This window comes from Massilia sp. BSC265, from assembly GCF_000740675.1.
GTDB lineage: Bacteria > Pseudomonadota > Gammaproteobacteria > Burkholderiales > Burkholderiaceae_D > Telluria.
Genome location: NZ_JPXI01000036.1, coordinates 88279 through 112913, shown reverse-complemented (window position 1 = coordinate 112913; position 24635 = coordinate 88279). Strand labels below are relative to the sequence as shown.

25 protein-coding genes are annotated in these 24635 nt (G+C 65.4%); 15 read left to right on the top strand and 10 right to left on the bottom strand.

Translation table 11 applies throughout. The features are described 5' to 3' along the window. The first annotated feature begins 275 nt into the window (after window positions 1-275). The gene (locus MA09_RS25545; protein WP_081897648.1) at window positions 276-1664 is read left to right on the top strand and encodes a hypothetical protein; all 1389 of its coding nucleotides are present in this window, start codon (window positions 276-278) and stop codon (window positions 1662-1664) included. Between the two features lie 88 nt (window positions 1665-1752). After that, on the top strand, window positions 1753-2280 hold the full coding sequence (locus MA09_RS16795; protein WP_036250990.1) for a YggT family protein: 528 nt from the start codon (window positions 1753-1755) through the stop codon (window positions 2278-2280). Between the two features lie 85 nt (window positions 2281-2365). Here MA09_RS16795 and MA09_RS16790 read toward each other — a convergent pair whose 3' ends face one another. From MA09_RS16790 to MA09_RS16755, 8 genes are all read right to left on the bottom strand, one after another. Beyond that, entirely contained in the window at window positions 2366-3307 is a 942-nt protein-coding gene (locus MA09_RS16790; protein WP_036250988.1) for a carbohydrate kinase family protein, read from the bottom strand. 17 nt (window positions 3308-3324) lie between these two features. Continuing rightward, on the bottom strand, window positions 3325-4809 hold the full coding sequence (locus tag MA09_RS16785) for a zinc-ribbon and DUF3426 domain-containing protein (protein WP_081897647.1): 1485 nt from the start codon (window positions 4807-4809) through the stop codon (window positions 3325-3327). Window positions 4810-4812: 3 nt separating this feature from the next. Continuing rightward, window positions 4813-5769: a 50S ribosomal protein L11 methyltransferase gene (prmA, locus tag MA09_RS16780; protein ID WP_036250984.1), complete on the bottom strand. Its 957-nt coding sequence runs from the start codon at window positions 5767-5769 to the stop codon at window positions 4813-4815. Further along, window positions 5766-7181, bottom strand: coding sequence for an acetyl-CoA carboxylase biotin carboxylase subunit (gene accC / locus MA09_RS16775; RefSeq protein WP_036250982.1), 1416 nt, complete (start codon window positions 7179-7181; stop codon window positions 5766-5768). The genes prmA and accC overlap by 4 nt, the downstream gene beginning before the upstream one ends. A gap of 167 nt (window positions 7182-7348) precedes the next feature. Next, complete coding sequence (gene accB / locus MA09_RS16770) at window positions 7349-7822, bottom strand: acetyl-CoA carboxylase biotin carboxyl carrier protein (protein WP_036250980.1); 474 nt, start codon at window positions 7820-7822, stop codon at window positions 7349-7351. 91 nt (window positions 7823-7913) lie between these two features. Beyond that, window positions 7914-8351 (bottom strand): type II 3-dehydroquinate dehydratase, encoded by a 438-nt coding sequence (gene aroQ, locus MA09_RS16765; RefSeq protein WP_036250978.1) that lies wholly within the window; start codon window positions 8349-8351, stop codon window positions 7914-7916. 240 nt (window positions 8352-8591) lie between these two features. Continuing rightward, window positions 8592-9146, bottom strand: a complete 555-nt coding sequence (locus MA09_RS16760) for a TlpA disulfide reductase family protein (protein WP_036250975.1) — start codon at window positions 9144-9146, stop codon at window positions 8592-8594. Then, complete coding sequence (locus tag MA09_RS16755; RefSeq protein ID WP_036250973.1) at window positions 9143-9772, bottom strand: hypothetical protein; 630 nt, start codon at window positions 9770-9772, stop codon at window positions 9143-9145. The genes MA09_RS16760 and MA09_RS16755 overlap by 4 nt, the downstream gene beginning before the upstream one ends. Window positions 9773-9864: 92 nt before the next feature. On the opposite strand from MA09_RS16755, the gene mpl reads away from it, so the two are divergent. The 8 genes from mpl (at window position 9865) to corA (ending at window position 18196) form a co-directional block, all read left to right on the top strand. After that, entirely contained in the window at window positions 9865-11235 is a 1371-nt protein-coding gene (mpl, locus tag MA09_RS16750) for a UDP-N-acetylmuramate:L-alanyl-gamma-D-glutamyl-meso-diaminopimelate ligase (protein WP_081897645.1), read from the top strand. After that, window positions 11232-11813: a YqiA/YcfP family alpha/beta fold hydrolase gene (locus tag MA09_RS16745; RefSeq protein ID WP_036250968.1), complete on the top strand. Its 582-nt coding sequence runs from the start codon at window positions 11232-11234 to the stop codon at window positions 11811-11813. Before mpl ends, MA09_RS16745 begins: the two co-directional genes overlap by 4 nt. A gap of 8 nt (window positions 11814-11821) precedes the next feature. Then, window positions 11822-12418, top strand: coding sequence for a chorismate lyase (locus tag MA09_RS16740; RefSeq protein WP_036250965.1), 597 nt, complete (start codon window positions 11822-11824; stop codon window positions 12416-12418). A 1-nt stretch (window position 12419) separates the two neighbouring features. After that, the gene (locus MA09_RS16735; protein WP_036250963.1) at window positions 12420-14486 is read left to right on the top strand and encodes a ribonuclease catalytic domain-containing protein; all 2067 of its coding nucleotides are present in this window, start codon (window positions 12420-12422) and stop codon (window positions 14484-14486) included. 218 nt (window positions 14487-14704) lie between these two features. After that, a complete protein-coding gene (locus tag MA09_RS16730) occupies window positions 14705-15559 on the top strand; it encodes a TonB family protein (protein WP_051933536.1) in 855 nt (284 codons plus the stop codon). Next, on the top strand, window positions 15556-16374 hold the full coding sequence (gene aroE / locus MA09_RS16725) for a shikimate dehydrogenase (RefSeq protein WP_036250958.1): 819 nt from the start codon (window positions 15556-15558) through the stop codon (window positions 16372-16374). The genes MA09_RS16730 and aroE overlap by 4 nt, the downstream gene beginning before the upstream one ends. A 31-nt stretch (window positions 16375-16405) precedes the next feature. Continuing rightward, a complete protein-coding gene (gene mtgA, locus MA09_RS16720; protein WP_036250954.1) occupies window positions 16406-17125 on the top strand; it encodes a monofunctional biosynthetic peptidoglycan transglycosylase in 720 nt (239 codons plus the stop codon). A 105-nt stretch (window positions 17126-17230) separates the two neighbouring features. Then, window positions 17231-18196, top strand: coding sequence for a magnesium/cobalt transporter CorA (gene corA, locus MA09_RS16715; RefSeq protein ID WP_036250951.1), 966 nt, complete (start codon window positions 17231-17233; stop codon window positions 18194-18196). A 72-nt stretch (window positions 18197-18268) separates the two neighbouring features. On the opposite strand, the gene hemL is transcribed toward corA, so the two are convergent. Further along, window positions 18269-19564 carry a glutamate-1-semialdehyde 2,1-aminomutase gene (gene hemL / locus MA09_RS16710; protein WP_036250949.1) on the bottom strand — a complete coding sequence of 432 codons (1296 nt, stop codon included), beginning with the start codon at window positions 19562-19564 and terminating at the stop codon, window positions 18269-18271. 17 nt (window positions 19565-19581) lie between these two features. Continuing rightward, window positions 19582-20418, bottom strand: coding sequence for a hydroxymethylpyrimidine/phosphomethylpyrimidine kinase (locus MA09_RS16705; RefSeq protein ID WP_036250946.1), 837 nt, complete (start codon window positions 20416-20418; stop codon window positions 19582-19584). A gap of 217 nt (window positions 20419-20635) precedes the next feature. Here MA09_RS16705 and MA09_RS16700 point away from each other — a divergent pair, with 217 nt between their 5' ends. From MA09_RS16700 to MA09_RS16680, 5 genes are all read left to right on the top strand, one after another. Next, a complete protein-coding gene (locus MA09_RS16700; RefSeq protein ID WP_029755924.1) occupies window positions 20636-20788 on the top strand; it encodes a rubredoxin in 153 nt (50 codons plus the stop codon). Window positions 20789-20920: 132 nt separating this feature from the next. Continuing rightward, complete coding sequence (locus MA09_RS16695) at window positions 20921-21316, top strand: PleD family two-component system response regulator (RefSeq protein ID WP_036250944.1); 396 nt, start codon at window positions 20921-20923, stop codon at window positions 21314-21316. A gap of 31 nt (window positions 21317-21347) precedes the next feature. Further along, window positions 21348-21746: a response regulator transcription factor gene (locus MA09_RS16690; protein WP_051933535.1), complete on the top strand. Its 399-nt coding sequence runs from the start codon at window positions 21348-21350 to the stop codon at window positions 21744-21746. Next, window positions 21743-22327: a chemotaxis protein CheW gene (locus MA09_RS16685; RefSeq protein ID WP_036250941.1), complete on the top strand. Its 585-nt coding sequence runs from the start codon at window positions 21743-21745 to the stop codon at window positions 22325-22327. Before MA09_RS16690 ends, MA09_RS16685 begins: the two co-directional genes overlap by 4 nt. A gap of 51 nt (window positions 22328-22378) precedes the next feature. Then, a complete protein-coding gene (locus MA09_RS16680; RefSeq protein WP_229440766.1) occupies window positions 22379-24616 on the top strand; it encodes a methyl-accepting chemotaxis protein in 2238 nt (745 codons plus the stop codon). Window positions 24617-24635 lie beyond the last annotated feature (19 nt).

The window sequence follows — 24635 nt, the reverse complement described above, 5'->3', positions numbered from 1 at the left end:
AAGAACAAGCCGCACTGCCTGACCGTGTTCAGGCAAGGCGGCTTTTTCTTTTCGCGCCCGCAAGGGTAGCGATGTGAAAACGCATTGAGTCGGTTGCCTAGCGACGTTGGCTGAAGCGCTGCAATTGTGAGGAGTTGCAGCAGTTCAGCCGGTGCCGGATTCATTGGCCCAAATCGCCTGGCGGTTTGGTCCGATGAATAATTCGCCCGCCAAGGATTGGGTGGGCGGGTTTTAAACCTTGAGCGTATTTCTCATCGCAGATGAAGGAGAATCAAATGGCAACCGCTAAGAAACCAGCAGCAAAGGCTGCAACCGAGAAACCGGCAGCAAAAGTTGCCGCCAAGCCTGCAGCAAAAGCAGCCGCCAAGCCGGCAGCCAAGGCCGCTCCGGCCAAAGCAGCTGCCAAGCCGGCAGCCAAAGCTGCAGCTAAGCCGGCAGCAAAGCCTGCTGCCAAGAAAGCCGCAAGCAAGACCGCTGCAACCAAGACCACCGCCACCAAGGCGACGGCAAAGCCGTCCGCCAAGCCTGCTGCAAAGAAGGCCGCCGCAAGCAAGACCGCAGCAACCAAGACCACTGCTACCAAGGCAGCAGCCAAGCCGGCTGCAAAGAAAGCCGCTGTCAAACCAGCAGCCAAGGCCGCTGCGACCAAGTCGGCAGTCAAGCCGGCTGCAAAGAAAGCCGCAGCAAAACCGGCAGCCAAGCCGGCAGCAAAGAAAGCCGCCGCCAAGCCGGCAGCTAAGCCTGCTGCAAAGAAAGCTGCAGCAAAACCGGCAGCCAAGCCTGCTGCTAAGAAAGCTGCGGCAAAACCGGCAGCGAAGCCTGCAGCAAAGAAAGCTGCAGCAAAACCGGCAGCGAAGCCTGCAGCAAAGAAAGCCGCTGCAAAACCGGCAGCCAAGGCCGCTGCGACCAAGTCGGCAGCGAAGCCGGCAGCAAAGAAAGCCGCCGCTAAGCCGGCAGCCAAGCCCGCTGCAAAGAAAGCCGCTGCAAAGCCGGCTGCTAAACCGGCCGCAAAGAAAGCCGCAGCTGCCAAGCCGGTAGCGAAAACCGCTGCCAAGCCGGCAGCCACGAAATCGGCCGCAACCAAAACCGCTGCGACCAAATCGGCTGCAAAGCCGGCGGCAACGAAAGCGGCCGCGACCAAAGCCGCCGCCAAGCCTGCGGCAAAGCGAGTTTCGCCAGTGGCGAAATCGAGCGCTGCTGCACCGGCTAAATCGCCTGCACCGGCTAAATCGCCTGCACCGGCTAAATCGCCTGCCAAGAAAGCCGCTGCTCCGGCGAAAGCCGCAGCGCCGGCAAAATCGGCCGAAAAAAAAGTCGCTACTCCGGCAAAAGCAGCCGCTCCAGCTAAATCCGCCGCTACCAAATCGGCTGCCGCCAAGCCTGCTGCAAAGCCGGCCGCAAAAGCGGAAGCCAAGCCGGAAGTGAAAGCCGAAGCGAAACCGGAAGCCAAGGCCGAAGCAAAACCGGAAGTGAAAGCCGATAGCAAGGCCGACACCAAATCGGAATCGAAAGCCGATACCAAATCGGAATCGAAAGCCGACGCAAAACCGGAAGCAAAGACGGATTCGAAATCGGACAGCAAGGCCGCAACGCCTGCTCCGGCAGCGAAAACCACGCTGTCCCCGGCAGCCGCATGGCCATTCCCGACCAGCAGCCGCCCGTAATTCCGGCTCGATAGCGAGTCTTGCCTGGATCAGGCAAAATACCGCTGTGTGATCGTTCACACAGCGGTTTTTTTTTTGAGGAGCCTACGTGCTGTCTATTCTCCAGTTTATCGTCGATACCGCTGCCGCCTTGCTGGGAGGGCTGCTCCTGCTGCGCTTCTGGATGCAGGCCACGCGCGTTCGCCCGCCGCAGCAGATCGGGCAATTCACCTTCACCCTGACCGACTGGCTGGTGCTGCCGCTGCGGCGCCTGGTGCCGGGCATGGGCGGCTACGACTGGGCGAGCCTGATCGGCGCTTTCCTCGTGGTGCTGCTGGCCAGTTCGCTGCTGCTGGTGGCGGGGGCGGATGCGCAGATGGTGCTGCTGCATGCGCTGTATCGGTTCCTGAACTGGATCCTGTACGGCTTCATGGCGCTGCTGATCATCGACGCGATTTTCAGCTGGGTGAACCCGCACGCGCCGCTGGCGCCCTTCGTGCATGCGCTGAACACACCGATCCTGCGGCCGATCAGGCGGGTGGTGCCGCCGATCGGCGGGATCGATTTATCGGTGCTGGTGGCGCTGGTGCTGATTCAGATTATCCAGTTCGTGTTAAGGCAGGTTTTCTACGGCTGAAGATCGGCGTGCTTTTAATGCGCGCTAAACAAAATGGGGTCCCCGCAGGGACCCCATTTTTTTTGTGCCTTGTTATCGCATGCTGTTAGCGGAACTTGTATCCAAACGCCGCCTCAAACTTCTGCTCGATTTCTTCCGGCGTGAAGGTGTGGTTCTGGCCACCGGTGCTGCCGATCTTGACCGCGCCCAGCAGGCTGGCGACGCGGCCGGTGGTCGGCCAGTCGAAGCCATTCGTGATCCCGTACAGCAGGCCGGCGCGGTAGGCGTCGCCGCAGCCGGTCGGGTCGACGATGTCGTCGGCCTTCACGGCCGGAATGCGATAGTGCTCGTTGCCGGCATAAATGTCCGAGCCCTCGCCGCCACGCGTCACCACCAGTGCGTCCAGGCGGCCGGCGATGTCGGCCAGGCTCAGGCCCGTGCGGTCCATCACGACTTCGAATTCGTAGTCGTTGCACGCCAGGTAGCTGGCCTGGTCGATGAAGCGGATCAGTTCTTCGCCCGAGAACATCGGCAGCTGCTGGCCCGGGTCGAACATGAAGGGAATGCCCCGCGCCGCGCAATCGGCCGCGTGCTTGATCATGCCGTCGCGGCCGTCCGGCGAGATGATCGCCACACGCAGTTCGCCCTGGTCTGCCACGTTGTTCTCGTGCGAGTACTGCATGGCGCCCGGGTGGAAGGCATTGATCTGGTTGTTGTCCTGATCCGCGGTGACGAAGCACTGCGCGGTGTAGGCATCAGGGATCGTGCGGATGGCGCGGGTCTCGATGCCCTGTTTCTTCATGCGCTCGAGGTAGTCGCCGCCGTCCTGGCCGATGGTGCCCATGACCAGCGGTTCGCCGCCGAGCAGCTTGAGGTTGTAGGCGATGTTCACCGCACAGCCGCCGTACTCCAGGCGCATGGTCGGCACCAGGAAGGAGACGTTCACGCGGTGCAGCTGGTCGGCCAGCAGGGTCTCGGCGAAGCGGCCGTGGTACTGCATGATCTTGTCGAATGCAATCGATCCGCAGATCAGGGCGGTCTTGGTCATGGGGGGCCTTCAAGAGATTAGGGATAAAAGACGGCGACATGGTAACCGGACGGCGCCGGTTCCGCGACACGGAAGTGCAGCTTCACGGGCTGTTCGGCATGCGCGGCGAAGCCAAGCGTCAGGAGCGGCCCGGCCTGCAGCGGCCCTGCGGCCAGGTAGTCGCGCGGGCCGAACACGCGCCGCACCAGCGGCTTGTCATCGGCATCATTCAGGGTCAGCTCGATGCTCGGCCAGGCCTGGGTGGAATCGCCCTGGTTGCGCAACTGCGTCGTAAAGGTGTAGGCATTGCCGCCGAGCGTGGTCAGTTCGCCGGTGTCGATCACCAGTTGTTCGATCCGTGCCGGCAGCTCGACGCGGCAGCCCAGCACGCCGCACAGCGACACCAGCGTCGGCTTCAAGCCGGGATAGCGCGCCGCCAACGGGGTCCCGAAGTGCATGACGACCTGCGCCGCCAGGACCAGCAGCAGCAGCATGCTGCCGACAGCCATCGCGATGCGCATGGCCTTGCCCGAGCGTTCGCGCTGGCGGCCGCGCCGCACGAATTCCGGCTCGTCGGGCTCCGGCACGCGCAGCTTGGGCGGTTCGATTTTTGTGGGTGTCAGCTTGGACTTGCGCGCGGCGCGCGCTTCCGCAGCCCGGGTGCGGGGCGTCCTCGGCGCGACCGGGGGCGCGCTCGGCGGCGCCGGCATGGTGACCGTCGCGGGTCCGGATTCGCGCAGCAGCAGCGGCGGGACGGCGGCCCCGGCCTTTGCGGAGGCGGGGGCCGGCGCCCGCGGATGGACCGCGGCCGGAGCAGCGGCAGGAGCAAGAGCAGGCTCCTCCGGATGGTCGCCATGGTCAGGCGCCGGTGCGGCCAGCAGTTCTTCATCGACCTGCAAGTCCGCCGCTGGCGCCAGCGCCGCCTCGGCGGATGCCTGCGCGGGCGTGGGGTCGGGAACTGGTGCCGGAGCCTCCGGGGCTGCTTCAGTGACTGCTTCAGTGACTGCTTCAGTGACTGCTTCAGTGACTGCTTCAGTGACTGCTTCAGGCATCGGCTCCGGCGCCCGTGCCGGCTGTACCTCGTCCGTCGGCCGCTCCGCTGCGGGCGGCGTGTCTTCGCGGTGCGTCTCGGGTGCAGGCGCGTTGCCGTCCGGCCCGGTGCTTACCTGCGGCAGGATGCCATAGGGCGCGAAGGTGCGGTCGAATTCGAGGGTATAGATGGGATCGTCGGCCGCTTCCTCGGCGGGAGCGGGCAGCGCTTCGGCCGGGGGCGCTGCAGCTGCGGTGGCCGCGGCGGCGGCAGGTGCAGGGGAAGGTGCAGCAACAGGTGCGGCGTCCATCGCCCGGCGGTGCCGTGGAGGAGGAAAGGGGCGCGCCGCGGTGGCCAGGTCGACCAGCGCGGCGTTGCCGTCAAAGACCTCGGTGCAGGCGCCGCAACGCACGATGCCTCCACGCAGCTTGAGCTGGTCCGCAGCGACACGGAACATCGTGCCGCAGTGGGGGCATTGGGTGGCGAGCGCCATGCCTTATCCGCCGGTGGCGGAGCGCGGCGGCGGTGCGGTGTCCTGGCCGAGCGTCCCGTGAAGGGCGACCCAGCCGTCCTGCTCGGCCCAGACGCCCAGCTTGATGAAAGGTGCGTAGGCGGCAGCCACTTCCTCGGCCTGGCGTGCCAGCACGCCGGACAGAATCAAGCTACCGCCCGGCGCCACGCGGCCGGACAGCATCGGCGCCATCAGCTTCAATGGGCTCGACAAGATGTTGGCCACGACGATGTCGAACTGGCCCTTCGCGTGGCGCTCGTTCGGCGCGGCGGCGAAGTCGTCCGGCAGGTAGTAATCGATGCTGACATTGTTGCGCTCGGCGTTGCTGCGTGCCGATTCGATCGCCTGCGGGTCGATGTCGACACCGGCCACGTCCGCCGCGCCCAGCTTCTTGGCGACCATCGCCAGGATGCCCGAGCCGCAGCCGTAGTCCAGCACCGACTTGCCCGGCGCCGGGTGCGCCTCCAGCCACTCCATGCACAGGCGGGTGGTCGGATGGCTGCCGGTGCCGAAGGCCAGGCCCGGATCGAGCTCGAGGATCAGGCCGTTCGGGTCCGGGGCCTCGTGCCAGCTCGGCACGACCCAGATGTTGGTGCCGATGTGGATGGGCTCGAACTGCGACTGGGTCAGGCGCACCCAGTCGGCGTCCGCCACCGCGCGGGTGGTAAAGGAGGGCACGATGGGGAGTTTGATGGCGTTGGCGGCTTCCTGCACGATCGCGAACTGGTCGGCGTCGGTATCGGTCAGCGCAACCACGCGGCTATGGTCCCAGGCCGTTTCGGTGGGTTCCATGCCCGGCTCGCCGAACAGCGGCTTTTCCGCGTCCGTGCCTTCGTCCGCGTCCTCGACGGAGACCGACAGGGCGCCCGCTTCCATCAGGGCGTCCGACAGGGCCTCCGCGTGTTCGCGGGCTACTTCGATGACGACTTCGGTCCAGCTCATAGATCAGCCTTAAGGTCCGCTACCTTGGTTTCCGATTTGGCGCCGATGCCCGTTTCCTTCGGCAGGTCCGGCTTGGAAGCCAGCTTGTGCTCCAGGTAGTGGATGTTGGTGCCGCCCTCGATGAAGCGGGCGTCGACCATCAGCTCACGGTGCAGCGGGATATTGGTGAGAATACCTTCAACCACCATTTCCGAGAGCGCGATTTGCATGCGGCGAATTGCCTGCTCGCGTGTCGCACCGTAAGAAATTACCTTGCCGATCATCGAGTCGTAATGAGGTGGAACATAATATCCTGCATACGAGTGCGAGTCGACACGGATGCCGGGACCGCCCGGCGGGTGCCAGCCGGTGATGCGGCCCGGGGAAGGCGTGAACTTGAACGGGTCTTCGGCATTGATGCGGCACTCGATCGCGTGGCCCGACAGCATGATGTCGCGCTGGCGGAAACGGAGTTTCTCGCCGCAGGCGATGCGGATCTGTTCCTGCACGATGTCGATCCCGGTGATCATCTCGGTGACCGGGTGTTCCACCTGCACGCGGGTGTTCATCTCGATGAAGTAGAACTCGCCGTTCTCGTACAGGAATTCGAAGGTGCCGGCGCCGCGGTAGCCGATCTTGCGGCAGGCTTCGGCGCAGCGGTCGCCGATCTTTTCGATCAGCTTGCGCGGGATGCCCGGCGCCGGCGCTTCCTCGATCACCTTCTGGTGGCGGCGCTGCATCGAGCAGTCGCGCTCGCCCAGCCAGACGGCTTGCTTGTGCTCGTCGGCCAGCACCTGGATCTCCACGTGACGCGGATTTTCCAGGAATTTCTCCATATAGACTTCCGGGTTGCCGAAGGCGGTGCCGGCTTCGGTCTTGGTCATCTGCACGGCGTTCAGCAACGCGGCTTCGGTATGCACCACGCGCATGCCGCGGCCGCCGCCGCCACCGGCCGCCTTGATGATGACCGGGTAGCCGATGCGGCGTGCGGTGGTGATGATCTCTTTCGGATCGTCCGGCAGGGCGCCGTCCGAACCGGGCACGCAGGGCACGCCGGCCTTGATCATCGCCTGCTTGGCCGAGACCTTGTCGCCCATCAGGCGGATCGAGTCCGAACGCGGGCCGATGAAGACGAAGCCCGATTTCTCGACGCGCTCGGCGAAGTCGGCGTTCTCCGACAGGAATCCGTAGCCCGGGTGGATCGCCTCGGCGTCCGTCACCTCGGCGGCGCTGATAATCGCCGGCATGTTCAGGTAGCTGAGCGCCGACTGGGCCGGGCCGATGCAGACGGATTCGTCCGCCAGCTTCACGTACTTGGCGTCCTTGTCCGCCTCGGAGTGAACGACGACCGTCTTGATGCCCAGTTCGCGGCAGGCGCGCTGGATACGCAGCGCGATTTCACCACGGTTGGCGATGAGGATTTTTTCAAACATGGTAGGTTCGGTGTTTCAGTGAAAACCGGCGCTCTGGTGTGCAGGCGCCGGACACGACATGGATGGGCTGGCGGCGGACGCCGCCTGGCCAGACAAACTATCAGATCGTCTAACAAAACCCCAGGCGAGACGATGCAACGCCGCCATGGGGGAATTGCCAGGCGATCTTAACCGATGACGAACAGCGGCTGGCCGAACTCGACCGGCTGGCCGTTTTCCACGAGGATCTTGGTGACCGTGCCGGCGACGTCGGCATCGATCTCGTTCAGGAGCTTCATCGCTTCGATGATGCACAGGGTATCGCCCTGCTTGATGCTCTGGCCGACTTCCACGAAGGCCGGGGCGCCCGGGGCGGAGGAGCGGTAGAAGGTGCCGACCATCGGCGACTTGACCACGTGGCCGGTCTGTTCCGGCGCGGCCGGAGCGGCTGCCGGTGCGGCGGCAGGGGCCGGAACGGCGGCCTGCTGGGCCGGAGCGGCGTAGTGCTGCACGGCCTGCTGCGGCACCATCATCATCTGGTTCTGCGGGTTTGCGGACGACTTGACGATGCGGACCTTGCTTTCGCCTTCGGTCACTTCGAGTTCAGCGATGTCCGATTCGGCGACCAGGTCGATCAAGGTCTTGAGTTTTCTGAGATCCATGTGAAACCCCTTGGTGTTTTATTCGTTTTAAAGAGCTGGCGCCACGCTGGTGGATGGCCGCGTCGCCGCTGATACATGAAGTTGACGTAGATTAACGCGATTTAAGCGCAAAGTCGATGGCAAACCGGTATCCGTCCGGCCCTAGTCCGCAGATCACGCCTTGCGCAATTGCTGCTAGGAGCGAGTGGTGCCGGAAGGGCTCGCGGGCATGGACATTCGAGATGTGTACCTCCACGAACGGGATCGCCACCGCGGCAAGCGCATCGCGCAGGGCCACGCTGGTATGGGTCAGGCCGCCCGGATTGATGACGATCGCCTCCACGCCTTCGCCGCGCGCGGCATGGATGCGGTCGATCAGCGCTCCTTCATGGTTGCTCTGGAAGCAATCGAGGCTTGCGCCCGCGCTTGCCGCCTGTGCCTGTGCTGCCTGTTCGATGTCGGCCAGCGTCGTCGCGCCGTACACCGCAGGCTCCCGGGTCCCCAGTAGATTGAGGTTGGGGCCATTAAGCAGCAGTAGCTTTTTCGCCATGTTGAAGAGTCTGAACGCCCGAAAGGAAGGCATTGTGCCGCCAAGCTCGACTATTGGCAAGCAGTAAAATTGCCAGTTGATGAAGGCATGTTCGACGCAATTCGGAAAAGTACGATCGTTCGATACGTGTGCTTGATGTAGGGTGTACGGCTCCGCCGTACGCGCGTTCAAATGACGCTGATGCTGCCTGCGCGGCTGTTCCATTGCCGCTTGAACGCGCGGTCGGCAAAGCCGACCACCCTACAATTCAGCGAGGTCTGCACGCAGCTCGTCGAACTTCAACTTGCCCAGGTAAGTCTTGCGCACCTGCCCATCGGCGCCGATCAATACGGTATACGGCAGCCCGCCGGCGCTATTGCCGAATTCCCGCGACAATTCGGTCCCGCCCATCCCGGCCACGTACAACGGATACGAAATCTTCAGCTTGGCCGCGAATTCGTTCATGTTCGATGGCGAATCGATGCCGATGCCGATCACGTTGAAGGTCTTGCCGGCGTCAAGCGCCGCCAGCTCGGACAGTTCCGGCATCTCCTGCACGCAGGGCGCACACCAGGTTGCCCAGAAATTGACCACCAGCGGCTTGCCGCGCCACTTGGACAGCGGCTGCGGATTGCCCTGCAGGTCGTTGAGCGATTGGGCAAACAGATTGTCGACCGCGGTGTGCGGCTTGCCGCCGGTCGGCGCGATCGCGGTGGTGATAGGGGGAGGGTCTTTCTTGTTGATCGCCACCAGGGCGCCCATGATGCCGAACATCGCGGCAACGGCCGCATACGCGGCCACGTGTTTCTTGTTCATTCGTCCTGTTCCAAGGATTGATCATCTGCCATCAGCGCGCGCAGCCCGGCTGCGTCGACCCGCTGCAGGCGGCCGTCGGCGCGCGGTTTCAAGGCGCCGCGTAAATCATGAAAGTCGTACAACTCGGCATGAATAGTTTCCTTATGCCACATGAAGCTGACGGTTTCAACCGGATCGTGCCGTCCGCCCTTGAAATGGGGTGTCTCGGAGATCTCGATATTGACGTTGCGGTTGAGCAGGTAGATTTCGACTTCCTTGGCGCTGTCGGCGAACAGCTGCAGGTGGATCTCGTCGTGTTCGCCTGCGGTGCCGTTCAGGACGGCGCCGGTGAGGTAAGGGCGGAAATCGGCGAGCTGGTCCATCACCTGCAGGGCGGTCTCGCGCATGGCAAGCAGGCGCGCGGCCTGGCCGGGTCCGCCGAACAGGGCCTGGTATTGACGTACCTGTTCCTCGATCTGGATGTTATCGGGCATCAGGTTCGGCGCCGGCCGGTCCACCCCGAGCACCTGGCGGGCTGCCTTGCGGCGCGCGGTGTCGTAGTCGGCGCCATCCTGGGCGATCATGCGCGCCGCATTGGCAGCGATTTCGGCGCGCAGCTGGAGTACGTCATAGTTAGGTGTAGGCATGATGCCTGAATCATACTCTTAAGCGGAAAATGACAGCGGGTCGGGTAGAATCGCGCTTTCGGACCAATTCGCGCAGCGCTATTTATTCGACCATGCACATTCATATTCTCGGTATTTGCGGCACCTTCATGGGTGGCCTGGCGGTCCTGGCCAAGGAAGCGGGCCATCGCGTCACCGGTTGCGACGCCAACGTCTATCCCCCGATGAGCACCCAGCTGGAAGCCCAGGGCATCGAGCTGATCCAGGGCTACGGCCCGGAGCAGGTGTCGCTGAATCCCGACCTGTATGTCATTGGTAATGTCATGACGCGCGGTAATCCGCTGATCGAAGAGATCCTGAACCGCGGCCTGCCTTACGTCTCCGGCCCGCAGTGGATCGGCGAGCACATCCTGCGCGAAAAATGGGTGCTGGCCGTCGCCGGTACCCACGGCAAGACCACGACCACCTCGATGCTGGCCTGGATCCTGGAAGACGCGGGCTACGCGCCGGGTTTCCTGATCGGCGGCGTGCCGATGAACTTCGGGGTGTCGGCGCGCCTGCACGGCGACAAGCCGAGCGACTTCTTCGTGATCGAGGCCGACGAATACGACACCGCCTTCTTCGACAAGCGCAGCAAGTTCGTGCACTACCATGCAAAAACGGCGGTGCTGAACAACCTGGAATACGACCACGCCGACATCTTCCCGGACATCGGCGCCATCGAGACCCAGTTCCACCACCTGGTGCGCACCGTGCCGGGCGTGGGCCGCCTGATCGTCAACGGCGACGAAGTCTCCCTGGGGCGCGTGCTCAAGCGCGGCTGCTGGAGCGAGAAGGAAAGCTTCGGCGCCGCCGAAGGCGTGAACTGGACCCTGGTCGAGCACCCGGGCGGTTCCAGCTTCGACGTGCTGTTCAACGGCGACCTGCAGGGCACGGTCGAGTGGGAGCTGACCGGCAAGCACAACCGCTCGAACGCGATGGCCGCGATCGCGGCCGCGCGCCACGTCGGCGTGCCGACCTCGCAGGCGATCGCCGCGCTGTCGCGCTTCCAGAGCGTCAAGCGCCGCATGGAAGTGCGCGGCACCGTGAATAATGTCACCGTGTACGACGACTTCGCCCACCACCCGACCGCGATCGCCACCACGGTCGGCGGCCTGCGTCAAAAAATCGGCACCAATGGCCGCATCCTGGCCGTACTGGAACCGCGCTCGAACACCATGAAACTGGGCGCCATGAAGGATGCGCTGCCGGGCAGCCTGAAGGATGCCGACCTGGTGTTCGGCTTCGGCAGCCAGCAGGCGCTGGGCTGGTCGCTGGCCGACGCCCTGAAACCGCTGGGCGGCATCGCCCACAGCTTCGACCAGCTCGACTACATGGTCGAGGCGATCGTGCAGGCGGCCCAGCCGGGCGACCACATCCTCGTGATGAGCAACGGCGGCTTCGGCGGCGTGCACCAGAAACTGCTGGACGCGCTGGCTCCATGATTTTGTATTTGCACGGATTTCGTTCGTCGCCGAAGTCCTTCAAGGCGCGGGTAGTGCAGAAGGCGCTGGAGGATGCCGGCCGCGCGAGCGAGCTGATCTGCCCGCAGCTGCCTGCGTCGCCGAAAGAGGCGATGGACCTGGCCCTGCTGCTGGCCGAACCTCATGTGCCCGGCAAGCTGTCCATCATCGGCTCCTCGCTGGGCGGCTTCTATGCTACCTGGCTGGCCGAGCGCCTGGACGTGCCGGCCGTGCTGCTCAATCCGTCCGTGAACCCGTTGAAGAACCTGGAGCACCACGTCGGCGTGACCACCGCCTGGCATTCGGATGAATCCTTCGAGTTCCGCCGCGAGTACATCGACGAGCTGGCCGCGCTGCGTGTCGAGAAGATCACGAAGCCGGAGCGTTATTACCTGATCGCCGCGACCGGCGACGAAGTGCTGGACTACCGCGACATGGTGGCGCACTACGCCGGGGCGAAGCAGCACGTGATTACCGGCAGCGACCATGCGATCTCGGAATTCCCGCAGTACGTGGACGACGTGCTGGCTTTCTGCACCAACGCGAGCACCACCCGGTGAAAAAGCGAGTGAGGGGAAGTTCGCTGAGACTGGCCGCCTGGCAGCCGCATGCCGGTGCCGTGCGCGCGCCCGGGAAAATGCGCGAGTGGCTGACCACCGAAGGCTCGCTGACGGCGCGCCTGATGGCGCACAGCGAGACCTTCCGCGTGCGCCGCCTGCACCAGAACCCCGCCTTGTGCCTGGCGGACGAGGCACGGGCGATCGGCCTGCCGCGTCCGGGGCGGGTGTGGGAGCGCGAAGTGCTGCTGGAGTGCGACGGCCGCCCCAGGGTATTCGGTCACACGGTGGTGCCGGCCAGCTGCACGGCCAGCGACTGGCCGCTGTTTTCGGCGCTGGGCGAGCGTTCGCTCGGCACCACGCTGTTTTACGACCCGCTGGTGCGCCGTGGCCAGCTGGAATACGCGCGCATCCGCGCGGGCCATCCGCTGATGGGGCGCGTGCGCGCGGCCCTCGGGGAAGCTCACGAATCCGTTCGTGACGACACAGTTTATTATGCGCGGCGCTGCGTTTACCGCCGCCATCAAGGCCTGCTCCTGGTCACCGAGGTATTCTTGCCTTCGGTGCTGGACCTGAAGCCGACCAGAACACAACAGAACACGAAATAACATGAACGTATTTTTTGAAGAGTCGGGCGACTTCAAGGTCGGCGCCGTATTGTCGCAGGCGGGCGAGGCCTACCAGGTGGAGCTGGCCAGCGGCAAGCGCACCAAGGTCAAGGGCAAGGACGTGCTGATCCAGTTCGAGAAGCCGGAACCGGAAGCCCTGCTGGCCGCCGCCAAGGGCATCGCCGCCGAGGTCGACCTGGACTTCCTGTGGGAGGTCGCGGGCCAGGAGGAGTTCGGCTTCATGGAGCTTGGCGCGGAATACTTCGGCCATGCGCCGCTGCCGAGCGAGGCCGCCGGCCTGGTGCTGGCCCTGCACGCCGCGCCGATCTACTTCCACAAGAAGGGCCGCGGCCGCTACAAGGCCGCCCCCGAGCAGACCCTGAAGGCGGCCCTGGCCGGCATCGAAAAGAAGAAGCAGCAGGCCATCGTGCAGGCGGCCTACGTCGAGGAGCTCAAGGCCGGCAAGCTGCCACAGGCCATGCAGTCCATCGTGCATCAGCTGCTGTTCAAGCCGGACAAGAACACCATCGAATACAAGGCGCTGGAAGCGGCCGCCAACGAGTTGCAGACCACCGCGCCGCGCCTGATGCTGAGCACGGGCGGGCTGGCCTCGCCGAAGGAACTGCACATGTCGCGCTTCCTGTTCGAGCACTTCCCGCGCGGCGCCGGGTTCCCCCAGGTCGGGGCGGGCGGCGTTCCGCTGCCGAAGGCCCCGGACGACCTGCCGCTGGCCGACGTGGCCGCCTTCTCGATCGACGACGTCACCACGACCGAGATCGACGACGCCTTCTCGGTGGTGAAGCTGGATGACGGCCTGGTGCGCGTGGGTATCCACATCGCGGCGCCGGGCCTGGGCATCCGTCCGGACGATGCGATCGATAGAATCGCCCGCGCGCGCATGTCCACTGTTTATATGCCGGGCGACAAGATCACCATGCTGCCGGACGAGGTGGTGGACGCCTTTACGCTGGCCGAAGGCACCGACTGCCCGGCGCTGTCGCTGTATGCGGTGCTCGATCCTTCCGACTGGACGGTGGTCTCGACCACCACCCGCGCCGAGCGGGTGCCGATCAAGAGCAACCTGCGCCACAACGACCTCGACGAGCTGGTCAACGAAGAAACGCTGGCCAGCGGCGCCGGCGCGTACCCGCACAAGGAAGAATTGGGCCTGCTGTGGCAGTGGGCGCTGCAGCTGGAAGCGGGCCGCATGAAGAAGCGCGAAGCCTTCGGCCTCAAGCCGGAGCAGGCCAACCGCGTGGACTTCAACTTCTACGTGGAAGACGACGTGGTCACCATCGTGCGCCGCAAGCGCGGCGCGCCGCTCGACAAGATCGTGGCCGAGCTGATGATCTTCGCCAACAGCACCTGGGGCAAGCTGCTGCACGACTCGGGCGTGCCGGGCATCTACCGCTCGCAGGGGCCGGGCGCGGGCGGCTGGAACGCCAAGATCCAGGTGCGCATGGTGACGCACGCTGCCCCGCACCAGGGCCTGGGCGTGGACCAGTACGCATGGAGCACCTCGCCGCTGCGGCGCTACACCGACCTGGTGAACCAGTGGCAGATCCTGGCTTGCGCCTCCCACGGCGTGACCGCGCCGCTGGTGGCGCCGTTCAAGCACCGCGACGCGACCCTGTTCTCGATCGTCTCGGCTTTTGATGCGGCCTATGCCGCCTACAACGACTTCCAGCAGAACATGGAACGCTACTGGTGCCTGCGCTGGCTGGGGCAGGAGAATGCCAGGCAGGTCGATGCCGTGGTGCTGAAGGACGAAGTGGTGCGCCTGGTGGAGATCCCGCTGGTGACGCGCCTGGCCGGCATGCCGCAAGTGGCCCGTGGGGCCCAGGTCAAGCTCGACATCGTGCGCTGGGATGAAGTCGACCTCTCGCTCGAGGCGCGCCTGCTCGAGGTGGCGGCGCTGGCGCCGGATGCTTCGGTCGAACTCGATGAGGAAGAAGAGGACGATACCGGGGAGGCGGCGCTGGCCGAAGTCGTGGAGGCGGAAGGTGTCGTTGCCGCCGTCACGACGGAAGAAGGCGTCGAGGTTCCCGCCAACGCCGGCACTGCCTGATTTTGTAGGGTGGGCAGGTGTCCTGCCCGCGCGGTCAGCCGGCGGCGCGATCGTCGTCAACGATTATTCATCCAGCAACGATCACCGCGTGGGCAGCAAAGCTGCCCACCCTACGAACCCCACCACACGCTGCCGTTGCAGGTTAGAATGCCCAATCCCTGACCCAACCGCCCGTCCGGGCACGCGTAGTGAAGTATTTGCAAGATAACCGTCCCCTGATGATCGCCCTCGGCGTCTCCGTGCTCGCCCACGCGGCGCTGCTGGCGGTGCGTTTCGCCGCGCCGGATGCCTTCCGCCAGCAGCCGGCCGACCCGGGACTCGAAGTCATCCTGGTGAACGCCAAGCATGCCAAGGCTCCGGCCAAGGCGGACGCGCTGGCCCAGGCCAACCTGGAAGGCGGCGGCACCGCGGACGCGGGCCGCGCCCGTTCCCCGCTGCCCGACCTGCGGAAAGTCGAGAACGGCGAAAGCATCAAGGCCCTGCAGCGCCGCATCGCCGAACTGGAACAGCAACAGCAGAACGTCCTGACCCGGGTGCGCTCGTCAAGCTTCCATGCGCCGCCCAAGACCGAGCAGGACAAGCCCGATCCGACCCGTACCGGCTCCGACGCTTTTGATACCAGCCGCGCCATCGCGCGCGCAGCAAGCGAAGTCATCGAGCGCATCGAAGACCAGAACAAGCGCCCCAAGCGCACCCAGATCACGCCCAGCACGCGCCAGGTCGGCTATGCGCTCTACTACAAGGAGATGCAGAAGCGGATCGAGGAAGTCGGCACGCTCAACTTCCCGCAGCAGAACGGCAAGAAGCTGTACGGTGAACTGGTGGTCTACATCCCGGTGTTCCAGGACGGGACCATCTATATGAAGGACGGCGGCCCGCGCGTCGAACGCAGCTCGGGCAACCCCGCCCTGGATGCCGCCGCCCTGCGCATCGTGCGCCAGGCCGCGCCCTTCGGGAATTTCCCGGCCAATATGCGCACCCAGGGCAAGGACGACCTGTGGGAAGTGATCACGCGCTTCCGCTTCACCCGCGAAGAAAAAATGCAGACCGAACTGCGAGGCAGCGAAGGATGACAAGCTTGAGCGACAAGTACTGCGTGATCGGCAACCCGATCGCCCACAGCAAATCCCCCGAGATCCACCCCGTCTACGCGCGCCAGACCGGCCAGGACCTGGTCTACGAACGCTGCCTCGCGCCGCTCGACGGCTTCGCGGCGACCGTGCAGCGCCTGGTGGCCGAGGGTTATAAGGGAGCCAACGTCACCCTGCCGTTCAAGATCGAAGCCGTGCAGGCCTGCACCCGGCTGGAAGAGCGGGCCAGGGCTGCCGGCGCCGTCAACACCCTGGTGTTCGCGAACGGCGAGATCGTCGGCGACAACACCGACGGTCCCGGCCTGGTGGCCGACATCACCCGCAATGCCGGCGTGGCCATCGCCGGCAAGCGCATCCTGCTGCTGGGCGCCGGCGGCGCCGCGCGCGGCGCGCTGCTGCCCTTCATCCAGCAGGGGCCGCGCGAAATCGTTATCGCCAACCGCACCGTGGCGACCGCCGGGAAGCTGGCCGAGGACTTCGGCCGCTACGGCATCCCGATCCGCGGTACCGGCTTCGCCGACGTCGCCGGCAGCTTCGACATCATCGTCAATGGCACGTCGGGCAGCCTGGCGGGCGAGGTGCCGCCGGTACCGCCGACGGTGTTCGGCCCGGGCGCGCTGGCACTGGACATGATGTACGGGAGCCAGCCCACCGTGTTCATGGCGTTCGCGGCAGGCCATGGCGCCGTCGCCCGCGACGGCCTGGGCATGCTGGTGGAGCAGGCGGCCGAAGCCTTCGCCATCTGGCGCGGCGTGCGGCCCGACACGACGGAAGTATTCAAGAAGATGCGCCCCTGACAAAGCAAGCATGAGCACAACGACAATCACGATGGGTAAAACCCGCAAGGTGGGCGCGAAGTCCTCGCGCCGCTGGCTCAAGTGGCTGATCCTCGGGCCGATCCTGCTGGTGCTGCTGGTCCAGCTTTATTTCTTCATCATGGTCTGCTGGTATGCGGTGTTCAACCCGTCCTCGACCAGCTTCATGCGCCAGCAACTGGCCGCGCTGCAGGAAAAGAATCCCAACGCGAAGCTCAAGCACGAGTGGGTGCCCTACGAGCGCATCTCGGACAACCTGAAGCGGGCCGTCGTTGCCTCGGAAGACGCGCGCTTCAACGAGCACGACGGCGTCGACTGGGAAGCGCTGGAGAAGGCTTACGAAAGGAACAACCGCCGCAGCAAGGTGGTCGGCGGCGGCTCGACCATTACCCAGCAGCTGGCCAAGAACCTGTTCCTGACCGGCTCGCGCAGCTACCTGCGCAAGGGGCAGGAAATGATCATCGCCTTCATGCTCGAGACCGTGATGAGCAAAAAGCGCATCCTCGAAGTCTATCTGAACGTGGTCGAATTCGGCCGCGGCGTGTTCGGCGCCGAAGCCGCGGCGCGGCATTACTTCCGCACCTCGGCCGCCAAGCTGGCGCCGGCGCAGGCGGCGCGCCTGGCGGTGATGCTGCCCAACCCGCGCTACTACGACAAGCATCGCTCTACCAGTTACCTGGTGCGCCGTACCAACGCCATCCAGCGCCAGATGCGTTTCGCCGAGCTGCCCTGAGCGTTCCAGCGTATCCCGTGACGAAATTGTCGTTACGGGGTGGCCGCGTCCGGGGGCTGTCGGTTACACTTGCGGCAGTTTTCGAATCCCGGCCGAGAAAAACGCATGATCAACGTATTTGTCCTACAAAATGGCCGCCTGAACCAGGTCAGCGTCGACTCGCGCGAGGACCTGGAGAATGTGACGCCGGTCTGGGTCGACCTGAACGAGCCCACCGAAGAGGAACGCATCCTGGTCAAGACGACCTATGGGGTGACGCTCCCGGGTGAGGACGAAGTCCAGGACATCGAGGCCTCGGCCCGCTACTACGAGGCGGAGAACGGCGACCTGCACCTGCGCACCGATTTCCTGATCGAAGAAGAGGACGGGCCATCACGCGTGATCACGGTCGCGTTCATCCTGTCCGGGAAAATCCTGTTTTCGGTGCACAACGACGACCTGCCGGTGTTCCGGCTGGTGCGCCTGCGCGCGCGCTCGCGTCCCGGCTCGATCGAAGATTACATGGACGTGCTGCTCGACCTGTACGCGACCGACGCCGAATACTCGGCGGACGCGCTCGAGGGTATTTATGAAGCGCTCGAAGAAGTCTCGACCCGCGTGCTGCAGAAGGAATTCACCGACCAGGACGCGGCCGCCGCGCTGAACGCGATCGCCCACGAGGAAGACTTGAACGGCCGGATCCGCCGCAACATGATGGACACGCGCCGCGCGGTCAGCTTTCTGATGCGCGGCCGGCTGCTGAACTCGGACCAGTTCGAGGAAGCGCGCCAGATCCTGCGCGACATCGAATCGCTGGACGGCCACACTTCCTTCCTGTTCGACAAGGTGAACTTCCTGATGGATGCCACCGTCGGTTTCATCAACATCAACCAGAACAAGATCATCAAGATCTTCTCCGTGGCCTCGGTGGCCTTCCTGCCGCCGACCCTGATTGCAAGCATCTACGGCATGAACTTCGAGGTATTCCCCGAACTGAAATGGGATTTCGGCTACCCGTTTGCGCTGGGGCTGATGGTGGCTGCCATCGCAGCGCCGCTCCTGTATTTCCACCGGCGCGGCTGGCTACGCTAGATGAAATAATCTTTCAAAATAGAGGCGGCGATGAAATAAGATTTCATCGCCGTCTTTCCTGACGCGGGCGGATCAGCCGATACGCTTGAACACCCGGCGCGCCGCCTCGACCGTCTCGTCGATCACCGCATCCGTGTGCTGGCTTGATACGAAGCCCGCCTCGAACATCGCCGGCGCAAAGTACACGCCCTCGTCCAGCATGCCGTGGAAGAAGCGGTTGAAGCGCTCCTTGTCGCCCGCCATCATCTGGCCGTAGGTCGACGGAATGTTGTGGTTGAAGTAGAAGCCGAACATGCCGCCCACCGCGTCGCCGCAGAACGGGATGTCGTTTTCCTGGGCCGCCTCGGTCAGGCCCTGCACCAGGCGGCGCGCGGCCGCACCCAGCTTCTCGTAGAAGCCCGGCTCCTGGATCAGCTTCAGGGTCGTCATGCCGGCCGCCACCGCCACCGGGTTGCCCGACAGGGTGCCGGCCTGGTACACCGGGCCGAGCGGCGCCATCTTCTGCATCAGCTCCGCACGCCCCCCAAAGGCCGCCACCGGCAGGCCGCCGCCGATCACCTTGCCCAGCGCGGTGAGGTCCGGCGTGATGTTGTACATCTCCTGGGCGCCGCCCAGACCCACGCGGAAGCCGCACATCACTTCGTCGAAGATCAGCACGGCGCCGTGCTCGGTGCACAACTCGCGCATGCGGGCCAGGAATTCCGGGGTGGCGCGGATCAGGTTCATGTTGCCGGCCACCGGCTCCACGATCACGCAGGCGATGGTGTCGCCCATCGATTCGAACGCGTCTTCCAGTTGCGGGATATTGTTGTAGTCCAGGACCAGGGTGTGCTTGACGAAGTCTTCCGGCACGCCGGCCGATGTCGGGTTGCCGAAGGTGAGCAGGCCGGAGCCCGCCTTCACCAGCAGCGAATCGGCGTGGCCGTGGTAGCAGCCTTCGAACTTGACGATCTTGTCGCGGCCGGTGGCGCCGCGCGCCAGGCGCAGCGCGCTCATGGTCGCCTCGGTGCCCGACGAGACCAGGCGCACCTGCTCGATCGACGGCACCAGGCGGCAGATCTCTTCGGCGATGTCGATCTCGCCCTCGGTCGGCGCACCGAAGGAGAGGCCGCGGCTTGCGGCTTCCTGCACCGCCTTGATCACCTGCGGGTGGGCATGGCCGACGATGGCCGGGCCCCAGGAACCGATGTAGTCGATGTAGCGCTTGCCGTCGGCATCCCAGAAATACGGGCCTTCGGCGCGGGTGATGAAGCGCGGCGTGCCGCCCACCGAGCGGAAGGCGCGCACCGGCGAATTCACGCCGCCCGGCGTCGATTGCTGGGCGCGGGCAAACAGTTGGTCGTTCTTCGAGGTGTTCTCAATGGTCATGGTAACGAGGGGCCTGGTCAGCTCCGGTAGAATTTATTGGGAATGAACTTGCCCATGCCGAAGCGCTGGGCGTGCTCGAGCGCCCCGGTGGTGTATTCCTGGGCGGCAAACAGCGCCTGGGGCGCTTCCATGCCGCAGGCCATCAGGGCGGTGAAGGCGGCCGAATAGGTGTTGCCGGCGCCAACGAAGGGGCCCGGCAGGTGCTGCCATTCGACCCGGGCGACGATGCCGTCGGCATCGAACAGGGTATTCGAGCAGGCGCCTTTTTCGTCGCGGGTGCCGGTCACGAGCACGTACTGGCAGCCGGCATTGGTCAGTTCGGCCACGTCGGCCAGCAGCGTGTCTTCGCTGTTGTCGTCGGCGCCGCCGTCGCCCAAGCTGTCGCCAACTTCGCGCCAGGTCTCGGCCATGCGGCCCAGTTCCGACTGCGACAGCATGAGCACCGTGGTCTGCGGCGCCAGGATCGAGCGGATCGCCGACAGCATCTCTTCGTCGGCCAGGCCGGAATCGGGCAGGGCGGACAGGAAAGGATCGAGGACCAGGGGGGCGTCCGGGTAGTCGGACACGATCTCGGCGATCGCCGCCAGCTGCAGCACGGTGGCCACGGCGCCCACCTTGAAGGCGGCCACCGGCATGTCCTCGAGCAGGACCCTGGCCTGGTCGGCCATCCAGTCGCTGTCGACTTCGTGCAGGTTCTCCACCTTGGCGCTGTCGGCGACCAGCAGGCCGGCCACCACCGACAATCCGTGGCATCCATGCGCGGCGAAGGCGGCCAGGTCGGCCTGCACGCCGAGCGCGCCGACCGGATCGGACACGCCAAATGTCAGGATGAGGGGTAACGGTTGGTTTTGCACGACGCCTAGATTAAGATACCTGACTCTCCATTCTACTAGACGAGACCTCGAATAACCTACTACGCGTTGCACTGCCGTCCTGCGATGCTCGCTGTACTCCCGTACAGCTGTGCTTCTCGGACAGCATTGCGGCCGCTCGCTACGGTTCTTCAAGGCTCGTAACATACAAGGAACGCATATTGTGAGTAATGATTCGACGGCCCCATTCCAGACCTGGATGTGCCTGATCTGCGGCTGGGTGTATGACGAGGCCGCCGGTGCCCCGGACGACGGCATTGCACCGGGCACCCGCTGGGCCGATGTCCCAATGAACTGGACCTGCCCGGAATGCGGCGCCCGCAAGGACGATTTCGAGATGACGGCAATTTAAATTGTGACAAGAACATGTGTGTTTGCAGGATGTTACGGGAATGTGAGCGTCCTAGTTGACGTACTGCAACACATCGCGCACAAGGGGAAAACCCTGTGCTATCGTGGCGCTTCATGCTGAAGTGAAACGAAAATGACGACATCGCCGCAACCGACCGGCCTGACCATCATGGTGATCGACGACAGCAGCACGATCCGCCGCTCCGCCGAGATCTTCCTGACCCAGGCCGGTTACCGGGTAGTCCTGGCCGACGATGGCTTCGACGCGCTGGCCAAGATCAACGACCACCACCCCGCGCTGGTGTTCTGCGACATCCTGATGCCGCGCCTCGATGGCTACCAGACCTGCGCCCTGATCAAGAAGAGCGCGCGTTTCCACGCCACCCCGGTGCTGATGCTGTCGTCCAAGGACGGCCTGTTCGACCGCGCGCGCGGCGCGATGGTTGGAGCAAGCGCCTACCTCACCAAACCGTTTTCCAAGGACAGCCTGCTGGCCGCGGTGCGCGAGCACACGGCAGCCAAGGCTTGAACCTGTTGACCGAACCGACCCGGAGCCCAAGGTGGCCATTCAAAAAATCCTCATCGTCGACGATTCCCCGACCGAGCGCTTCTACCTGACCGACATCCTGGCACGCGCCGGCTACGCCGTGAGCACCGCCGTCAACGGCGAAGAAGCGATCGACAAAATCCGCGCCGAGCGCCCGCAGCTGATCCTGATGGACGTGGTCATGCCGGGCGCGAACGGCTTCCAGGTGACGCGCTCGATTGCGCGCGACCCGGAGCTGGCGGCGATCCCCGTCATCATCTGCAGCAGCAAGAACCAGGAGACCGACCGCATCTGGGGCATGCGCCAGGGCGCCAAGGACTACCTGGTCAAGCCGGTCGACCCGGCGCTGCTGCTGGCCAGCATCGCCTCGCTCGACCAGAAGCCCGCAGCCGCGGCAGCGGCAGCGGCATGATCGGCGGGGCCGAGGGCGCACGGCCCGATCCCGCATCGCGCCGCACCCGCCTGCGTGAATACCAGGAGCAGCTCCTCGAGCGCATGCAGGCGGCCAAGGGCGGCAGCGGCGCGCCCACCCAGCAGCTCGGCCTGCAGGTGGGCGGCACGCGCTACCTGCTCGACCTGCTCGAAGCCGGCGAGATCGTGTCGCCGGTGCCGCTGGCGCGCGTGCCCCTGACGCTGCCCTGGTACCTGGGCCTGGCCAACGTGCGCGGCACCCTGGTCGGTGTCGTCGACCTGGCGCGCTACCTCGGCGCGGACGGGATACGGCCACCCGGCCAGCCCGCCGGCGCACCTCCGGGCGCATCCCCGGGCACCTCACCAAGCATGCGCATGGTGACCTTCGCCCCCACGCTCGGCTTCAACTGTGCGCTGCTGGCCGACCGCGTGTACGGCCTGCGCCAGGCGGCTTCCATGCGGCGCGAGGGCGAGGTCCTGCGCGACGCGGACGACAATGTGTGGACGCCGCTCTCGCTTGCTGCCCTGGTGCGGGAAGAACGCTTCCTGAATGTCGCACAACAGGCAGACCAACGCAGTTAATCAAAAAAAGCAGGACCAGGAGCCGGTATGGGATTCGCATCGAAACTCAGCATGAACGTATTCTCGAAGGACAGCGCGGACGACGACACCGTGCTGGCCTCGCCCGACACCCAGTTCGGCGCAGGCGTGCTGCCGCACGCCCCCGATGGCGTTCCCCCTCTGCATGGCTCGGCCGAGGCCGCCGCGCGCCGCCTCGGCAACACGCGCCCGCGCAAGCCGCTGAACGCGTCCGGCGAAGGAGACGAGCTGCGCCTGCCGCTGATCGGCCACATGTCGCTTTCGCGCCAGCTGCGCCTGGTACTGGCGGCCTTCGTGATCGGCATCCTGCTGACCGTGCTGTCGATGTGGCAGAACGCAGCCCGCACCGACGTGGTGTCGAGCCAGGGCCAGATCGCGTCCGACGCCCTGATGCATGCGCAGCGCGTGGCCAAGGCCGCACCCGGCGCCCTGCGCGGCGAGATGGGCGCCTTCAACGAATTGGACGACAGCCGCGCCCAAGTCGGCCGCCTGCTGCAGCTGCTGGCGCGCGGCGGCCAGGCGGACGGCAGTACCATCCCGGCATCCTCGGGCGAGCTTCAACTCCTGCTGGCCAAGGCGCGCTCGGCCTGGGTCGCGTCGAATGCCGCCGCCACCACCATCGTCGGCAACAAGCGCCACCTGGTCGGCTTCGGCACCAGCGCCGGCAAGTTCGAGCCGCTTGCCGCCGAGCTGCGGGCCATCGCCGACAAGCAGCCCGGCAACGCCGCTCTCGCCCGCCTGGGCGCACTGGCCGAACGCCTGTCGGTGTCGACCCATGCCTTCCTGGCGCCGGGTGCGGCCCATCGCGACGCCGCCCGCGCCATCGTGCGCGACGGCGCCGAACTGGGCGCGCTGCTCGACAGCCTGGCCGAGGGGAATGCCGCCGGCACGGACGCCGGCCTGCGCGAGCGCATCGTCGATGCCCGCACCGCCTACAAGGGCTGGCAGGAAGGCCTGGCGCCGCTGTCCACCAACCAGCACAACTTCAACGCCGCGCACGCTGCCGAGGGGGTCATCGCGCGCGACAACGAGGGCCTGCGCGCGACGCTGGCACGGGTGCAGCTCCAGTACCGCAACGAGCTGGACGCCAGGAGCGGCTGGTTCTGGCTGCTGGTGGGCGCCTCGATCTTCACCCTGGCCATGGGCGGCAGTATCAGCCGCGTGATGCTGCTGGACTCGCGCAACCGCGCCAGAGGCGCCGAAGCCCGCCGTCACGAGGCCGAGGCGATGCGCCAGCTGGCCCAGGCCAAGGAAGAAGAAGCCAAGGCCACCAACGACCAGAACCAGGCGGCGATCCTGCGCCTGATGAACGAACTGCAGGAAGTGGCGGACGGCGACCTGACCGTGCACGCCACCGTCTCGGAAGACATCACCGGCGCGATTGCCGACTCGGTCAACTACACGGTCGAGGAACTGCGCGGCCTGGTGCTGCGGGTCATCAGGACCACCGAGCAGGTGACGCGTGCGGCCGGCGGGGCGCAGGCAGTGTCGACCGAGCTGCTGGGCGCGGCCGACGCCCAGTCGCGCGAGATCAAGGAAGCATCGAGCACGGTGCTGCATATGGCGGCACAGATCTCGAGCGTGTCGCGCTCGGCGACCGAGTCGGCCGACGTGGCGCGCCAGTCGGTGGCGGCGGCGGAGCAAGGCGCGCGTGCGGTGCAGAACGCGATCCTCGGCATGAACGAGATCCGCGAACAGATCCAGGAAACCTCGAAGCGCATCAAGCGCCTGGGCGAATCCTCGCAGGAGATCGGCGAGATCACCGACCTGATCTCGGACATCACCGAGCAGACCAACGTACTGGCGCTGAACGCGGCGATCCAGGCCGCCTCGGCGGGCGAGGCCGGCCGCGGCTTCTCGGTGGTGGCGGAAGAGGTGCAGCGCCTGGCCGAACGCTCGGCCGAGGCGGCCAAGGGCATCGGCGCGCTGGTGCGTACCATCCAGGCCGACACCCACGACGCCGTGGCAGCAATGGAAAAGTCGACCCAGGGCGTGGTCGAGGGCGCGCGCCTGTCCGACGCGGCCGGCGCGGCGCTCTCCGACATCTCGCGCGTGTCGAACCGGCTGGCGGAACTGATCCAGGGGATTTCCAGCGCGGCCGAGCAACAGGCGACGTCCGCCAACGGCGTGGCCCATAATATGCAGCACATCCTCTCGGTGACCGAGCAGACCCAGGGCGGCACGCGCCAGACGGCGCAGTCGATCCGCGAGCTGGCGCTGCTGGCCCAGGAACTGAAGGATTCCGTGTCGCGCTTCCGCGTGGCTGCCTGAACAAACGCCCGAGTACAAC

Bases quoted from the DNA above. Each gene is read 5' to 3' on its own strand.
- MA09_RS25545 (WP_081897648.1), top strand. From the start codon at position 276: ATGGCAACCGCTAAGAAACCAGCAGCAAAGGCTGCAACCGAGAAACCG.
- MA09_RS16735 (WP_036250963.1), top strand. From the start codon at position 12,420: ATGAACGTATTTTTTGAAGAGTCGGGCGACTTCAAGGTCGGCGCCGTA.
- MA09_RS16785 (WP_081897647.1), bottom strand. From the start codon at position 4,809: ATGGCGCTCGCCACCCAATGCCCCCACTGCGGCACGATGTTCCGTGTC.
- MA09_RS16700 (WP_029755924.1), top strand. From the start codon at position 20,636: ATGTGCCTGATCTGCGGCTGGGTGTATGACGAGGCCGCCGGTGCCCCG.
- accC (WP_036250982.1), bottom strand. From the start codon at position 7,181: ATGTTTGAAAAAATCCTCATCGCCAACCGTGGTGAAATCGCGCTGCGT.
- MA09_RS16790 (WP_036250988.1), bottom strand. From the start codon at position 3,307: ATGACCAAGACCGCCCTGATCTGCGGATCGATTGCATTCGACAAGATC.
- corA (WP_036250951.1), top strand. From the start codon at position 17,231: ATGATCAACGTATTTGTCCTACAAAATGGCCGCCTGAACCAGGTCAGC.
- prmA (WP_036250984.1), bottom strand. From the start codon at position 5,769: ATGAGCTGGACCGAAGTCGTCATCGAAGTAGCCCGCGAACACGCGGAG.
- MA09_RS16680 (WP_229440766.1), top strand. From the start codon at position 22,379: ATGAACGTATTCTCGAAGGACAGCGCGGACGACGACACCGTGCTGGCC.
- MA09_RS16685 (WP_036250941.1), top strand. From the start codon at position 21,743: ATGATCGGCGGGGCCGAGGGCGCACGGCCCGATCCCGCATCGCGCCGC.
- MA09_RS16760 (WP_036250975.1), bottom strand. From the start codon at position 9,146: ATGAACAAGAAACACGTGGCCGCGTATGCGGCCGTTGCCGCGATGTTC.
- mpl (WP_081897645.1), top strand. From the start codon at position 9,865: ATGCACATTCATATTCTCGGTATTTGCGGCACCTTCATGGGTGGCCTG.
- MA09_RS16695 (WP_036250944.1), top strand. From the start codon at position 20,921: ATGACGACATCGCCGCAACCGACCGGCCTGACCATCATGGTGATCGAC.
- aroQ (WP_036250978.1), bottom strand. From the start codon at position 8,351: ATGGCGAAAAAGCTACTGCTGCTTAATGGCCCCAACCTCAATCTACTG.
- hemL (WP_036250949.1), bottom strand. From the start codon at position 19,564: ATGACCATTGAGAACACCTCGAAGAACGACCAACTGTTTGCCCGCGCC.
- accB (WP_036250980.1), bottom strand. From the start codon at position 7,822: ATGGATCTCAGAAAACTCAAGACCTTGATCGACCTGGTCGCCGAATCG.
- MA09_RS16745 (WP_036250968.1), top strand. From the start codon at position 11,232: ATGATTTTGTATTTGCACGGATTTCGTTCGTCGCCGAAGTCCTTCAAG.
- MA09_RS16730 (WP_051933536.1), top strand. From the start codon at position 14,705: ATGATCGCCCTCGGCGTCTCCGTGCTCGCCCACGCGGCGCTGCTGGCG.
- mtgA (WP_036250954.1), top strand. From the start codon at position 16,406: ATGGGTAAAACCCGCAAGGTGGGCGCGAAGTCCTCGCGCCGCTGGCTC.
- MA09_RS16755 (WP_036250973.1), bottom strand. From the start codon at position 9,772: ATGCCTACACCTAACTATGACGTACTCCAGCTGCGCGCCGAAATCGCT.
- aroE (WP_036250958.1), top strand. From the start codon at position 15,556: ATGACAAGCTTGAGCGACAAGTACTGCGTGATCGGCAACCCGATCGCC.